The organism is Catellatospora sichuanensis (assembly GCF_007483665.1).
GTDB lineage: Bacteria > Actinomycetota > Actinomycetes > Mycobacteriales > Micromonosporaceae > Catellatospora > Catellatospora sichuanensis.
Genome location: NZ_ML660189.1, coordinates 69,142 through 82,551, shown reverse-complemented (window position 1 = coordinate 82,551; position 13,410 = coordinate 69,142). Strand labels below are relative to the sequence as shown.

The 13,410-nt window shown below is 71.1% G+C and carries 14 protein-coding genes; 7 read left to right on the top strand and 7 right to left on the bottom strand.

The window, feature by feature from the left end; all coding sequences use genetic code 11:
* Window positions 1-9: 9 nt before the first annotated feature.
* From FLL47_RS10700 to rfbB, 3 genes are all read right to left on the bottom strand, one after another.
* The gene (locus tag FLL47_RS10700) at window positions 10-1,542 is read right to left on the bottom strand and encodes a sugar transferase (protein ID WP_246157787.1); all 1,533 of its coding nucleotides are present in this window, start codon (window positions 1,540-1,542) and stop codon (window positions 10-12) included.
* Between the two features lie 299 nt (window positions 1,543-1,841).
* Window positions 1,842-2,738, bottom strand: a complete 897-nt coding sequence (rfbD, locus tag FLL47_RS10695) for a dTDP-4-dehydrorhamnose reductase (RefSeq protein WP_144120320.1) — start codon at window positions 2,736-2,738, stop codon at window positions 1,842-1,844.
* Window positions 2,735-3,718 carry a dTDP-glucose 4,6-dehydratase gene (gene rfbB / locus FLL47_RS10690; RefSeq protein ID WP_144120319.1) on the bottom strand — a complete coding sequence of 328 codons (984 nt, stop codon included), beginning with the start codon at window positions 3,716-3,718 and terminating at the stop codon, window positions 2,735-2,737. The genes rfbD and rfbB overlap by 4 nt, the downstream gene beginning before the upstream one ends.
* A gap of 41 nt (window positions 3,719-3,759) precedes the next feature.
* On the opposite strand from rfbB, the gene rfbA reads away from it, so the two are divergent.
* Together rfbA and rfbC are read left to right on the top strand one after the other, a co-directional pair.
* Window positions 3,760-4,641, top strand: a complete 882-nt coding sequence (gene rfbA / locus FLL47_RS10685) for a glucose-1-phosphate thymidylyltransferase RfbA (protein WP_144120318.1) — start codon at window positions 3,760-3,762, stop codon at window positions 4,639-4,641.
* Window positions 4,638-5,237, top strand: coding sequence for a dTDP-4-dehydrorhamnose 3,5-epimerase (gene rfbC / locus FLL47_RS10680; protein WP_144120317.1), 600 nt, complete (start codon window positions 4,638-4,640; stop codon window positions 5,235-5,237). The genes rfbA and rfbC overlap by 4 nt, the downstream gene beginning before the upstream one ends.
* Window positions 5,238-5,271: 34 nt before the next feature.
* Here rfbC and FLL47_RS10675 read toward each other — a convergent pair whose 3' ends face one another.
* Window positions 5,272-5,712, bottom strand: coding sequence for a hypothetical protein (locus tag FLL47_RS10675; RefSeq protein WP_144120316.1), 441 nt, complete (start codon window positions 5,710-5,712; stop codon window positions 5,272-5,274).
* A gap of 96 nt (window positions 5,713-5,808) precedes the next feature.
* On the opposite strand from FLL47_RS10675, the gene FLL47_RS10670 reads away from it, so the two are divergent.
* From FLL47_RS10670 to FLL47_RS10660, 3 genes are read left to right on the top strand one after another with little or no spacing between them, the layout of a single operon-like run.
* Entirely contained in the window at window positions 5,809-6,336 is a 528-nt protein-coding gene (locus tag FLL47_RS10670) for a SigE family RNA polymerase sigma factor (protein WP_144120315.1), read from the top strand.
* Window positions 6,333-7,643 carry a WD40 repeat domain-containing protein gene (locus FLL47_RS10665; RefSeq protein ID WP_144120314.1) on the top strand — a complete coding sequence of 437 codons (1,311 nt, stop codon included), beginning with the start codon at window positions 6,333-6,335 and terminating at the stop codon, window positions 7,641-7,643. Before FLL47_RS10670 ends, FLL47_RS10665 begins: the two co-directional genes overlap by 4 nt.
* A gap of 36 nt (window positions 7,644-7,679) precedes the next feature.
* A complete protein-coding gene (locus FLL47_RS10660; RefSeq protein WP_144120313.1) occupies window positions 7,680-8,096 on the top strand; it encodes a VOC family protein in 417 nt (138 codons plus the stop codon).
* A gap of 12 nt (window positions 8,097-8,108) precedes the next feature.
* Here FLL47_RS10660 and FLL47_RS10655 read toward each other — a convergent pair whose 3' ends face one another.
* Window positions 8,109-8,486, bottom strand: a complete 378-nt coding sequence (locus tag FLL47_RS10655; RefSeq protein ID WP_144120312.1) for a hypothetical protein — start codon at window positions 8,484-8,486, stop codon at window positions 8,109-8,111.
* 114 nt (window positions 8,487-8,600) lie between these two features.
* On the opposite strand from FLL47_RS10655, the gene FLL47_RS10650 reads away from it, so the two are divergent.
* Window positions 8,601-9,614: a UDP-N-acetylmuramate dehydrogenase gene (locus tag FLL47_RS10650; protein WP_144120311.1), complete on the top strand. Its 1,014-nt coding sequence runs from the start codon at window positions 8,601-8,603 to the stop codon at window positions 9,612-9,614.
* A gap of 48 nt (window positions 9,615-9,662) precedes the next feature.
* Here the strand turns inward: FLL47_RS10650 and FLL47_RS10645 are convergent, their stop codons facing one another.
* Complete coding sequence (locus FLL47_RS10645) at window positions 9,663-10,643, bottom strand: serine hydrolase domain-containing protein (protein WP_144120310.1); 981 nt, start codon at window positions 10,641-10,643, stop codon at window positions 9,663-9,665.
* A 7-nt stretch (window positions 10,644-10,650) separates the two neighbouring features.
* Complete coding sequence (locus FLL47_RS10640) at window positions 10,651-11,541, bottom strand: fumarylacetoacetate hydrolase family protein (RefSeq protein WP_144120309.1); 891 nt, start codon at window positions 11,539-11,541, stop codon at window positions 10,651-10,653.
* 129 nt (window positions 11,542-11,670) lie between these two features.
* Between FLL47_RS10640 and FLL47_RS10635 the strand changes: the two genes are divergently transcribed.
* A complete protein-coding gene (locus FLL47_RS10635; RefSeq protein ID WP_144120308.1) occupies window positions 11,671-13,410 on the top strand; it encodes an IlvD/Edd family dehydratase in 1,740 nt (579 codons plus the stop codon).

Below are 13,410 nucleotides of genomic sequence, written 5' to 3'. Positions count from 1 at the left end.
TCATCGGCGCTAGTAGGCGCCCGTGCCCTTGAGCACCGCCCGGGCGGTGCGGGCCAGGATCAGCAGGTCCATCCACAACGACCAGTTCTCGACGTAGTGGACGTCCAGCCGCACCGCCTCGGCCCAGGGCAGATCCGAGCGGCCGGAGACCTGCCACAGGCCGGTCAGGCCCGGCTTGACCAGCAGCCGCCGGCGCATCTCGAAGCCGTACTGGGCCACCTCGGTCGGCAGCGGCGGTCGCGGGCCGACCAGCGACATGTCGCCCTTGAGCACGTTGAGCAGCTGCGGCAGCTCGTCGAGCGAGTACTTGCGCAGCCAGCGCCCGATCGGGGTGATCCGCGGGTCCGCGCGCATCTTGAACAGCGAGCCGTCGTGCTCGTTCAGCGCCCGCAACTTGTGCAGCTGACTCTCCGCGTCGACGTACATGGTGCGGAACTTGTAGATCTGGAACGGAGCGCCGTTGCGGCCCACCCGCACCTGCCGGAAGATCACCGCACCGCGTCCGCCCGGGGTGATCTTGATCAGCATCGCGATCACGGCGAGGAACGGCAGCAGCAGCAACGTGCCGGCCAGCCCGCCGACGAAGTCGACCGCCTCCTTGAGGTAGCGCCCGCCGCCCTTGAGCCGGGCGTGCTCCACGTGCAGCAGCGGCAGTCCCACCACGGGCCGGATGGTCGTCCGGTCGCCGGTGACGTCGATCAGGGCGCTGGCCAGGATCAGGTCGATCTCGTCACGCTCCAGCTTCCAGGCGAGCCGCCGGACCGCGTTGCTGCCGAACTCAGGACACGGCAGCACGATGACCGTGTCGCTGCCGGAAGCCGCGACGGCGTGGGCCACCTGGTTGACGTCGAGCGTGCCGTACACCCGCGGATGGCGCTGCCCGCGGCCCAGCATCGCGGCCGCCAGCTTCGGCTCGGAGGGCAGGCAGACGCCCGCGACCTCCATACCGTGGTAACGCTCGCGGCGCAGCTGCGCGGTCAACTCCCACACCGCCTGCTCGTGCCCGGCCACGATGACGCGGCGCAGCAGGCGCCCGCCGGCCCAGCGTCGGTGCAGCCCGCGACGCAGCAGATACCGGCAGACCAGGGCCAGCGCCACCACCATCGGAATGGCGATCAACGGATACGCCCGGGAGATGTTGAGGTTCAACATGTACGACGCGAACGCGATGATCGTGGTGAGCCACATCGCGGAGCGCAGCACGCGCAGGTATTCCTCGTTGCCCAGGAACATGTACCGCGAGTCGTACGCACGCGACACGAGCAGCGCCGTCAGCCACCCCAGCGGAAACAGCACCGCGATGGCGACGTGGATGCGGTTCCAGGGATCGTTCCAGGTCTGACCAAACCGGACGTAGACGGCGAAAACCGCGGCGAAGGCGGCGACCATGAAGTCGCACAGCAATGCGAGCCGGACATATCCGGTCTCCCAGTTCACCCGCGCGAACCCGGCCTGGTTGCCCGAGGGCACCCGGGGCAGCACGACGGTGATGCCTTCCTCGGCCTCCTCGTGTGATCCAGCATTGATTGGCGTTTTGGTCAAGGTCTGGGTGATGCTCACACTCGATCCCCCCCAGCACCGGCCCAGTTGCGCATTGGCCGGGCGTGTCCTCTCCGTGGCTGCACGACCCGCCGAGTCTATGGTCGCCGCCGCATCACAGGGGTCAGCAAACTGACATTCCGCAATGGACCGACTACAAAGCAATCAAGATTGGCGTTACGGCTGAGCCCCCGTCGTGCAAGCGGGCATTCCCCCCACAGTCGTTCCCGGACAATACATCGTCTGGACGACTGTGCACCTGATCGGCGGGACGGCGGCATACCGTCCCGCCGTCGGCGCCGTCAGACGCGGGTCGGCTCGCCCACCGGCCGGCCGACCCCGGCGGCGAGCGCCTGCCGCAGCTGGTGCTGCCAGTCCGGCTGCACCGGCACGCCGGTGCCGGCCCACATTTCGTGTGCAAGCACGCTGTACGCCGGCCGCATCGCGGGTCGCGGGAACTGCGCCGAGGTGACGGGAGTGATGCGATCCGGGTCCAGGCCGGTGGCGGCGAAGATGGCGCGGGCGAACCCGTGCCAGGTCGTCTCGCCCGCGGCGGTGCCGTGGTAGATGCCGGCGGGCGCACGCCCGGCCACGGCCGCCGCCGCGAGGCCGATCAGCTGCCGGGCCAGCTCGACGGTCCACGTCGGCTGGCCGTGCTGGTCGTCGACGACGGACAGGGTGGGCCGGGTCTGCGCCAGCGCCAGCATGGTGGACAGGAAGTTGCGCCCGTGCGCACCGTAGAGCCACGCGGTGCGCACGACGTAGCCGGTGTCCGGCAACAGCTCCCGAGTGGCCAGCTCCCCCACGAGCTTGCTGCGGCCATACGCGTTGAGCGGCCCGGTGGGCGCGTCCGCCGGCCACGGGCCGGTCTGCCCCGACCCGGGCAGCACGTAGTCCGTCGAGATCTGGATCAGCCGGGCGCCGCGGTCCGCGCAGGCTCCCGCGAGCACCGCCACGGCCGTGCCGTTGACGGCGGTGGCGGCGGCCTCGTCGGCCTCGGCACCGTCCACGTCTGTCCATGCGGCGGTGTTGACGACCACGTCCGCCCCGGCCACCGCGGCGCGCACCGCGGCTGCCTCACGCAGGTCGAGCTCGTCCCGGCGCAAGCCGACGACGCTGAAGCCGGGCTCGCCCCGCAGCGCGGCGACGAGGTCACCGCCCAGCATGCCGCCGGCGCCGGTGACGAGCACCCGGATCAACCGATCACCGCGCGTGCCTTGAGCGGCTCCCACCACGTCCGGTTGTCGCGGTACCAGGCGACCGTGCTGGCCAGGCCGTCCTCCAGCGAGACCGCCGGCTCGTAGCCCAGCTCGGCGCGGATCTTCTCGATGCTCAGCGAGTAGCGCCGGTCGTGCCCCTGGCGGTCGGCCACGTAGGTCACCGCAGACCAGTCCCGCCCGGTCGCGGTCAGCAGCCGCTCGGTCAGCTCGCGGTTGTTGAGCTCGGTGCCGCCGCCGATGTGGTAGATCTCCCCGGCCCGACCCTTCGCCAGCACCAGGTTGATGCCCTGGCAGTGGTCGGAGACGTGCAGCCAGTCGCGGATGTTGAGCCCGTCGCCGTACAGCGGCACGGTGCCGCCGTCGAGCAGGTTGGTCACGAACAGCGGGATGACCTTCTCCGGGAACTGGTGGTGCCCGTAGTTGTTGGAGCAGCGGGTGACCACCACGTCCAGGCCGTAGGTGGTGTGGTACGCCAGCGCGAGCAGGTCGGAGCCCGCCTTCGCGGCGGAGTACGCCGAGCGCGGGGCCAGCGGCCAGTCCTCGGTCCACGAGCCCTGCTCGATCGAGCCGTAAACCTCGTCGGTGGAGACGTGCACGAAGCGCCCGACGCCATGCCGGTGCGCGGCCTCCAGCAGCACCTGGGTACCGACCACATTGGTCTGCACGAACGCGGCCGGCTCATGCACCGCGCGGTCGACGTGGGTCTCCGCCGCGAAGTGGACCACCGCGTCGTGACCGGGCATCACGTCGTGCACGAGCGCGCGATCGCAGATGTCGCCCTGCACGAACGTGAGGCGCGGGTCCGCGCGGATGACGTCGAGGTTCGCGATGTTGCCGGAATAGGTCAGCTTGTCCAAAACGGTCACCGTCGTATCGACATCGCCGTAGACGTCACCGAGGACATTGCGCACGTATTCGGAACCGATGAAACCGGCTCCTCCCGTGACCAGGATTTTCATGGCTTTGGATTCTAGAGTAGGACTCCGGTACGTTGCACATCATGCGTGGCATCATCCTTGCCGGTGGTACCGGTTCCCGCCTCTGGCCGGTCACCCAGGCAGTGTCCAAGCAGCTGATGCCGGTGTACGACAAGCCGATGGTCTATTACCCGCTCAGCACGCTGATGATGGCCGGTGTGCGGGAGATCCTGGTCATCACGACACCGGACGACAGGCCGCAATTCGAGCGACTGCTCGGCGACGGCCGCAGATGGGGAATCTCGATCGGATATGCGACACAAGCGGTTCCGGCCGGTATTGCCCAGGCATTCGTCATCGGCGCTGAATTCATTGGCGACGAATCGGTCGCGCTGATTCTCGGCGACAACATCTTCTATGGCGGCGGCCTCGGGCGCCAGCTCGCCGGCAGCGTCGGCGACCACGGTGCGCGCATCTTCGCCCACCACGTGGCCAACCCGTCGGAATACGGCGTGGTCGAATTCGTCGACGGCCGCGCGGTGTCCATCGAGGAGAAACCCGTCGCGCCGAAATCCCGGTACGCCATTCCGGGCCTGTACTTCTACGACAACCAGGTGGTCGACATCGCCCGGGACCTCAAGCCGAGCGACCGCGGCGAGCTGGAGATCACCGACGTGAACCTGGTCTACCTGCGCCGGAACGAGCTCACCGTGACGGTTCTGGACCGTGGCACGGCATGGCTGGACACGGGCACGTTCCAGTCCATGATGCAGGCGGCCGAGTTCGTCCGGGTGATCGAGGAGCGGCAGGGCCTGAAGGTCGGCTGTGTCGAGGAGGTGGCCTGGCGTGCCGGCTACATCAGCGACGACGAGCTGCGCATACTGGCCGAGCCGCTGGTCAAGAGCGGCTACGGCAGCTACCTGATCGACCTGGTGCAGTACCGGATTGCGGAGGCGGGCCGATGAAGCTGACACCGCTGTCGATCGAGGGCGCGTGGCGGATGGATCCCCGCCAGCACTCCGACGATCGGGGCATGTTCCTGGAGTGGTACCGCTCGGACCTGTTCGCCGACGCGGCCGGCCATCCGCTGCGGCTGGCGCAGGCCAACCTCGCCCGCTCGGCCCGGAACGTGCTGCGTGGGGTGCACTTCGCCCAGGTGCCTCCCGGCCAGGCGAAGTACGTGATCTGCGTCAGCGGCGAGATCGTCGACGTGGTGGTCGACGTGCGCGTCGGCTCGCCCACGTTCGGCCAGTGGGAGGCCGTCCGGCTGGACGACACCTCCTTCAACGCGCTGTACCTGGGCGAGGGCCTCGGGCACGCCTACTGCGTGCTGTCCGAGTCGGCGGTCGTGGCCTACCTGTGCTCCGAGGGCTACCAGCCTGGGCGCGAGTTCACCGTGTCGCCGCTGGACCCGCAGCTGGCCATCGACTGGCCGACCGGCTCGCCGATCCTGTCGCCCCGCGACGCCGAAGCACCCACGCTCGCCGAAGCGGCCGCGGCGGGCATCCTGCCGGTGTACGCCGACTGCATGGCGTACACGACGTCGCTGCGGAGCCGCTAGGCCGGAACTTCTGCCTGGTCGTGCGGCGTGGACCTCAGGCGGGCGCGTGCCCGTAGTGGTGCTGGTGCACGAGCGGGTCGTGCAGCACGATGAGGTCGACGACCTCCCAGAACTCTTTGACGCGAGGGTGTGACAGCGCTTCTGCACGGCTGAGCTTCTGGCCGAACAGCGGGTCGTCCGGAGCGACCCGGGCGGCGTCGACCGCCGTCGCCGCGGGAGCCTCGCTGCCTGCCACACGGCCGAACCGGCAGCCGAAGGTCACGTGGTCGTGGTGGTCGGCGCCCTGGCCCCAGGTGCCGAAGGTGACGTCGATCCAGGTCTCGCGCTCGTGTCCGTGGTCGTAGCAGGCCGCGAAGAACACCGCGTACGGCCGAGCATCGCGGTCGACCATCGTCCACGTGCGTCGGCTGGCGTTTCCGCAGCAGTCGCATTCCTGGGTGGTGCTCTTGCGCCACGCCTCGTCAAACGTCAGCATGGCGCTCATTGTGAGGCGGAGAAGATCGTCTGCCAACCGGCTGAAGCGGTTCCCTCCACGGCCTGCACGCCAGGCGTCAGTTGAGAGGGAGGTGTCGTGGACACAGCACAGGCGCGGGCGGCGTTCGAGGAGTTCGTGGCCGGCCGTTCGGCCGCGCTCGGACGGACGGCATACCTGCTCACGGGCCATCGTCAGGACGCCGAGGACCTGCTGCAGTCGGCGCTGGCGCGGGCCGCGGTGCGGTGGAGCCGGCTCGACGACCCGGAGGCGTACGTCCGGCGCGTCCTTTACACCCAGTCCGTGTCCCGGTGGCGGGCGCTGCGACGACGACCCCCGGAGCTGCTGACCGACCAGCCGCCGCAGACGGCCGCCACCGAACCGTGCCACGACACCCGGGTCGTGCTCGACCTCGCGCTGCGCCGCCTCACGCCGAAGCAGCGGGCGGTGCTGGTGCTGCGCTACTACGAGGACCGCAGCGAGTCCGACACGGCGGAGGTGCTCGGCTGCTCGGTCGGCACGGTGAAGAGCCAGACCCGGCATGCGCTGATGCGGCTGCGTGCCCTCAACCCGCAACTGGCGCAGCTGGTCGACGGCCGGCTGCCACAGGAGGTGCCGGCCCGATGACGAACGCGCTACGCGACGCCCTGCACCAGGTCGCCGACGGCTCTCCGTCGGTACCGGTGCCATCGGGCCTGTTCGACCGGGCGCGCCGCGACCGGCTCCGCCACCGCCTGACCGGGCTGGCCGCCGCCGCCTTGGCGCTCAGCAGTATCGGCCTGGCCGCGCAGATCGCCCTGCCACCGACGCCGGCGGCCACCGACACCACCGTGGACCCCCTGCCCGCCCACATCGTGCACGCACCGGCATGGACGGCCGACATCCGGCATGCGCCGCTGCGGCGGGCACTGGTCGCCTTCGACAACGATGGCTTCGACATCGGTTACACGGTCGACATGGAGCGCGGGGAGAGTGTGCCGCACCCCATCGGGCCGCTGACGCTGGTCGGCCCTGATGACGCCTATCGCGCCTACGACCTGTCCGACGCCGGTGACCACTGGGACGGAACGGTCGAGCTGTCCCCCGACGGGCGATACGTCATGACCGGCCACGGTCAGCACACTCGGCTCCTCGACGTGGCGACGGGTGACGCGCGGACGCTGGAGGCCGGCACGCCGCTGGCGTTCTCGCCGGACAGCCGCCAGGCCGTGCTCGTCAGCTGGGACAACCCGTCGTACCTGCATCCGGTGCGCGGTGCGATCAACGTGGTCGACCTGCCGTCCGGCGCCGTGGCGTGGTCGGCGCCGCTGGCCGACGGACCGCTGCCCCGCGAGGTGCAGGCCGCACTGTCGCCGGACGGCTCGACGTTGATCGTGCAGCGCCGCGGTGACCTCTACACCTACGGGCGCGAGCACGGGGTGGGCTGGACCCGGTCGTTGTCCATGACAGGCGGCATCGCCGGGCAGCTCGCCTGGACGCCGGACGGCCGGAGCATCGCGGTCGACATGATGGACCTGTGCCTGCTGGACGCGGACACCGGCGTGACCGGGCGGTGCCTGCAGTGGCAGGCCATGCTGACCCGGATGCCCGAACGGGAGCAGACCTTCGCCAAACCGATCATCCTGGACTGGGCCGACGGGGCACCGATCGTCACGATGGGCCGCGACGTGGTGCGGCTGACCGAGGTGGCGGAGATTCTGATGCGCACGCCGAGGACCGACACGGTCGGCGCACTCACCGTGGCCTCCAGCCGGGTGCAGTGGACCCCGCGGCAGCCCGGCCCGCCGGACCCCGGCCCGCTGGTCCACCGCTACCGGCCGCTGCTCGTCGGAGCCGGGTGGGCGATCGCGGTGCTGGCCCTCGGGTACATCTTGATACGGCTGCGCCGTCGCCGTGCCCCGTCGGATCGGCGCGACACCGCTCAGCAAGGGTGAAGCCCGGGCCGGGCTCCCGTCTGTAACGTGAGCTGCATGGACATCAAGGTTTCCCACTGCTTCCTCATCGTCGACGACCACGACAGGGCCCTGGGGTTCTACCGCGACGTGCTCGGCTTCGAGGTGCGCACCGACGTCAGCTACCAGGGCATGCGCTGGGTGTCCGTCTCGCCGCCGGGCCAGCCCGACCTGGAGATCACCATCGAGACCCCCGACTCCCACCCGGACGCCTCCGCCGAGGACAAGCAGAAGGAGTACGACCTGCTGGCCAAGGGTCTGCTGCGCGGGCTCATCCTCACCACCGACGACGTCGACGCCGCCTTCGAGCACATCCGCGCCTCGGGCGCCGAGGTGCTCCAGGAGCCCGCCGACCAGGCGTACGGCGTTCGGGACTGCGCGTTCCGCGACCCGGCCGGGAACATGATCCGCCTCAACCAGCCCAGCGGGAAATAGCCGGACGGGGCGCTACCCCTGGCGGCCCTTGTCCTCGCCGGCCTCGGGGGCGTCGGAGTAGCGGAACGCGTCGACGTCGCGGTACTGGGGCCTGACCTGGGCGGAGCGGTCGGCCTTCGCCTGGCCGTTCGCGCGGCTGAAGCTCTCGGCCGGGCCGCCCGCGTGCCGCCACACCTCGTGCTCCCGCATGATCCACCCGAAGAGTCCGGCCGCGCACACCACGACGAACAGCGCGAACGAGAGGATGACCAACCAGTTGAGCGCAGGCGCCAGATGTGCGTCGCGGCGGTCGAGGTTGCCGAGCCAGATGAGGCCGACAATGCCTGTGAGCAGGGCGACCCCGCCGAGCACGGTGAGCCGCCCGGTCTGCGTCGGGTGAAGGTACGTCATGGAATCCAGATGATGCCACGCATGCCGAGTTGGCGAGGGCCGGTGCTTCGCGAGCGTCGCGCACGCGGGCGACCGCCGACCGGCGTGAGCTGATCCCTCGGTAGGCTCGGGCCTGTGACCATCACGTTTGCTGATCTGACCACGATGCGGGTCGGTGGCCCGATAGGACGGCTGGAAGTCGCCCGCAGCACGCCGCACGCGATCGAGCTGCTCCGGGACGCGGACCGGACCGCCGAGCCGCTGCTGGTGATGGGTGGCGGTTCGAACCTGGTCGTCGGCGACGTCGGCTGGGACGGCACAGTCGTCCGGATGGCGTCGGCGGAGTTCGACATCGACGGCGAGCTGGTCACCGCCGCCGCCGGGGTCGAGTGGGATCACCTCGTGCGCACCGTGCTGGCCGAGGGCCTGGCGGGGGTCGAGGCGCTGTCGGGCATCCCCGGCTCGGTGGGGGGCACGCCCGTGCAGAACGTCGGCGCGTACGGCACCCTGACCTCGGACGTGCTGGAGTCGCTGTCCGTGTTCGACCGTACGACGGGCGAGGTCGAGCGCTGGACACCGGAACGGTGCGGGTTCGGCAGCCACCGGCAGTCGGTCTTCAAGCACAGCGACCGCTGGGTCGTGCTGGACGTCACGTTCCGGCTGCGCCGCGGCGGGCAGTCCGCCCCGATCACGTTCCCCGCGGTCGCCGAGCGGCTGTCGATCGAGGTCGGGGGCACCGCGGACCCGGCCGACGTACGCGAGGCGATCCTGGAGCAGCGCCGCGCCCGCAAGATGGTCCTGGACGCCGCCGACCACGACACCTGGAGTGTCGGGTCGTTCTTCCTCAACCCGGTGCTCGCCGAGGTGCCGGCCCGCGCGCGCGCCTGCCCCAGCCAGCCGGACGCCGACGGCACCAAGCTCCACGCCGCGTGGCTCATCCAGCACGCCGGGTTCGGCCCGGGTTACGGGACCGAGTGGGGCGACGGCACCGTCGCGCTCTCCACCAAGCACACCCTCGCCCTGACCAACCGGGGCGGCGCGACCACCGCGGACGTGCTGAAGTTCGCCGCGCACATCCGCGACGGGGTCGAGGCGATGTTCGACGTCCCGCTGACCCCCGAGTGCCACCTGGTCAACTGCTCGTTCTGACCGGTGGCCGCCGCAGCGCCCGGCCGGTCCGCGCCAGCTGGCGGCAGGTCACCTGTGCTGGGCCGCCACGGCTTCGAGCAGGCCGATGCACCACTCCCGGAACGGCTCCGGGTGCTCGCGCGAGGGGTGGACACGGTTGCTGAGGACGACCACGCCGTAGCCGCGCGCGGGTTCCAGCCAGATCCTGTTGCCGACGAAACCCGAGCAGCCGAAGGAGCCCGCGCCCGCGGAAGGCCCGCCGATGCCCCGGGTCGGCGGCAGCCACCAGCCGAGCCCGAAGCGCTCGTCCGAGCTGTTCGCCGCCCAGCAGCGGGTCGCGGCGCGGTGCAGGTGCGGCGGCAGCACCGCCTCGGCCAACCAGGCCTGTGCCGCCGCGGTGACCTGCGCCAGGGTGCCGAACGCACCGGCGTGGCCGGCGACACCGCCCATGGCGTACGCGTTCTCGTCGTGCACCTCGCCGACGACCAGCCGACCGCGCCAGGCGCAGATCTCGGTGGCGACGGCGGCGCCGGGCACCGGCCCGTACCGCAGGTCGCTGCGCCGCCGGGTGAGTTCGTCCAGGCTCAGCCCGGTGTGGTCCTGGACCGCCTCGCCGAGCAGCAGGAACCCGAGGTCGCTGTATTCCGCCCCGCTCCCGGGTTCGCGCACGAGCGGGGTCGCCACGGCCTGCGCGACGATCTCCTGCCTGGTGGCCGCCGTGCGGAAGAACTGCCGGACCGCGGGTAGGCCCGCCTGGTGCGAGAGCAGTTGTGCGACCGTCGCCCGGCCGACGGGGTGGCCGCTCGCGGCAGGCCACACCGCGGCGAGCGGGCTGTCGAGGTCGAGGTGTGCCAGCACCTCAGGCAGCGTCACCAGCGTCTTGGTCACGCTGGCGAGGTCCCACCAGTCGTGCCTGCCGGCCGGTCTGCCGGTGGTGACGTCGGCCGTGCCGGTGACCTCGCTGAACCGGGTCGTGGTGCGGTCGAAGACGCTGACGGCCACCGCCGGCATGGGCGCGGCCGCCAACAGCCGGTTGATCTCGTCGTGCATCGTTTCCTCAGATTTCCGCGGGCTGTGCGCCGTCGGGCGCGGGCAGGCCGCGCCGGACGGAGTTGGTCAAGGTGCCGATCGAGCCGATGGTGATGCGCACGGTGTCGCCGTCGCGCAGGCTGAACGGGGTGGGCGGGACCAGGCAGGTGCCGGTGGACAGCACCACGCCGTCGGGGTGCTCGTCGCCGCGCATCAGGTAGCCGACCAGGTCGTCGAGCCGGCGGTGCAGACGCGAGGTGCCAGCGGCGCCCTGCCAGGCGGTGTCCCCGTCGCGCGTGATCGCCAGTGCGATGTCCAGATCGTACGGATCGGCCACCTGCCAGGCGGGCGTGATCCACGGGCCGAGGGCACAGGCCCCGTAGTAGATCTTCGCCTGGGGCAGGTACAGCGGGTTCTCGCCCTCGATGGTGCGCGAGGACACGTCGTCGCAGATCGTGTAGCCGACGATCTCGCCGAACCGGTTGACGATCAGGGCGAGCTCCGGCTCGGGGACGTCCACCTCGGAGTCCGCGCGTACGCCGATCGCCTCGCCGGGGCCGCGGACCCGCCAGGCCGCCGACTTGAAGAACAGTTCGGGGCGGGCCGCGTCGTAGACGAGCTGGTACACGTCGGCGGCTCGTTCGCTCTCCTCGATCCGGGCCTCGCGGGAGACACGGTAGGTGACGCCGCTCGCCCATACCTCGGTGGTTCCGTCGACCGGCGCGAGCAGCCGCACCCGCGCCAGCGGCAGCGCCGGGCCCGACTCCTGCTGCGACAGCCGGTCGCGCAGTTGCGCCAGCGGCAGCCGCCACAGCTCCGCCAGCGACGCGACGCCGCGCAGCTCGGTGACCTCGCCCTCGGCGTGCAGGCCGACACGGACGTCCGGCGCACCGGCCACCCGGTATCTGACGATGTTCACGACCGAGCCTCGGCGGGCTGTGGTGCCGACATGTCAGCAGACCCTAGTGTGTCCGATACACGTAATCCCAGCGCGGTCGTCGCGGCACCGGACAGGTCACCGCACGTCGGCGCACGGCCGGAGGTGGACATGGACGCGGGGGCCCAGCCGACGCGGCGCAGTCGGCACTGGTTCGGCGCCGAGGGGCGTTCTGGCATGGTCTACCGGTCCTGGATGCGCAATCAGGGCCACGGACCCGAGGTCTTCGACGGCCGGCCGGTGATCGGCATCGCGTCCACCTGGTCGGAGCTGGCACCGTGCAACGCCCATCTGGACCGGGTCGCCGACTCCGTCAAGCAGGGCGTATGGCAGGCCGGCGGCTTCCCGCTGGTCTTCCCGGTGATGGCGACCGGCGAGACGCTGATGCGCCCCACCGCGATGCTGTACCGCAACCTGGTGGCGATGGTGGGCGAGGAGCTGATCCGGGCCAACCCGCTCGACGGGGTGGTGCTGCTGTCCGGATGCGACAAGACCACACCCGGCCTGCTGATGGCTGCCGCCAGCGTGGACCTGCCCGCGATCATGGTCACCGGCGGGCCGATGCTCAACGGCAAGTTCCAGGGCGCGGACGTCGGGTCGGGCACGCACGTCTGGAAGTTCGAGGCCGAGGTGAAGGCCGGCCGGATGACCGTCGCCGAGTGCGCGGTGGCCGAGGGCTGCATGGCGCGCTCCAACGGTCACTGCATGACGATGGGCACCGCCTCGACCATGGCGTGCCTGGCCGAGGCCCTGGGCATGCAGCTGCCCGGCTCGGCGAGCTGGCCCGCGGTCGACTCGCGCCGATACGAGACGGCCCAGGCCGCCGGGCGGCGCATCGTCGCGATGGTCGAGGAGGACCTGCGGCCCAGCGCCGTGCTGACCCGGGCGGCCTTCGAGAACGCGGTACGGGCCAACGCCGCGATCGGGGGCTCGACCAACGCGGTGCTGCACCTGCTCGCGCTGGCCGGACGGGTCGGGGTCGAGCTGGGCCTCGACGACTTCGACCGGCTGATCCGGCAGGTGCCGACCCTGGTCGACCTGATGCCGACGGGCCGCTTCCTGATGGAGGACTTCTGCTACGCAGGCGGGCTGCCGGTGGTGCTGCGGCGGCTGGCCGAGGCGGGACTGCTGCACGGCGACGCGGTCACCGTCACCGGCCGCGGCGTCGGGACGGAGGTCGCCGACGCCGGGTGCTGGAACGACGAGGTGATCCGCCCCTGGGACAAGCCACTGCAGGCGGCCGGCAGCGGCACCGCCGTGCTGACCGGCAACCTGTGCCCGCGCGGTGCGGTGCTCAAGCAGTCGGCGGCCTCGCCCCACCTGCTGGTGCACGAGGGCCGCGCCGTCGTCTTCGACTCGCCGGAGGACTACCACGCCGTCTGCGACGACGAGGACCTGGACGTGGCGGCCGACGACGTGATCGTGGTCCGGGGCGCGGGCCCGAGGGGATATCCCGGCATGCCGGAGGTGGCCAACGTGCCGATCCCGACCCGGCTGCTCCGGCAGGGCGTGACCGACATGGTGCGGATCAGCGACGGGCGGATGAGCGGCACCGGCTTCGGCACGGTCGTCCTGCACGTGTCCCCGGAGGCGGCCGTCGGCGGACCGCTCGCCCTGGTCCGCACCGGCGACCGGATCCGGCTCGACGTGCCGGCGCGCACCCTCGACCTGCTCGTGCCCGACGAGGAACTGGCGGAACGTGCCGCGAGCTGGACCGAACGCACCGGCGCTGCGGACCGGTCGGGTTACCGCTGGCTCTACCGCGCCCACGTGCAGCAGGCCGACCAGGGGGCAGACTTCGACTTCCTCACCGGCTGCCGCGGCTCCGAGGTCCCGCGCGACTCCCACTGA

Excerpts from the sequence above, each read along its gene's own strand:
- rfbB (WP_144120319.1), bottom strand. The coding sequence starts at position 3,718 with ATGAAAATCCTGGTCACGGGAGGAGCCGGTTTCATCGGTTCCGAATAC.
- rfbA (WP_144120318.1), top strand. The coding sequence starts at position 3,760 with ATGCGTGGCATCATCCTTGCCGGTGGTACCGGTTCCCGCCTCTGGCCG.
- rfbC (WP_144120317.1), top strand. The coding sequence starts at position 4,638 with ATGAAGCTGACACCGCTGTCGATCGAGGGCGCGTGGCGGATGGATCCC.
- FLL47_RS10675 (WP_144120316.1), bottom strand. The coding sequence starts at position 5,712 with ATGCTGACGTTTGACGAGGCGTGGCGCAAGAGCACCACCCAGGAATGC.
- FLL47_RS10665 (WP_144120314.1), top strand. The coding sequence starts at position 6,333 with ATGACGAACGCGCTACGCGACGCCCTGCACCAGGTCGCCGACGGCTCT.
- FLL47_RS10660 (WP_144120313.1), top strand. The coding sequence starts at position 7,680 with ATGGACATCAAGGTTTCCCACTGCTTCCTCATCGTCGACGACCACGAC.
- FLL47_RS10655 (WP_144120312.1), bottom strand. The coding sequence starts at position 8,486 with ATGACGTACCTTCACCCGACGCAGACCGGGCGGCTCACCGTGCTCGGC.
- FLL47_RS10645 (WP_144120310.1), bottom strand. The coding sequence starts at position 10,643 with ATGCACGACGAGATCAACCGGCTGTTGGCGGCCGCGCCCATGCCGGCG.
- FLL47_RS10635 (WP_144120308.1), top strand. The coding sequence starts at position 11,671 with ATGGACGCGGGGGCCCAGCCGACGCGGCGCAGTCGGCACTGGTTCGGC.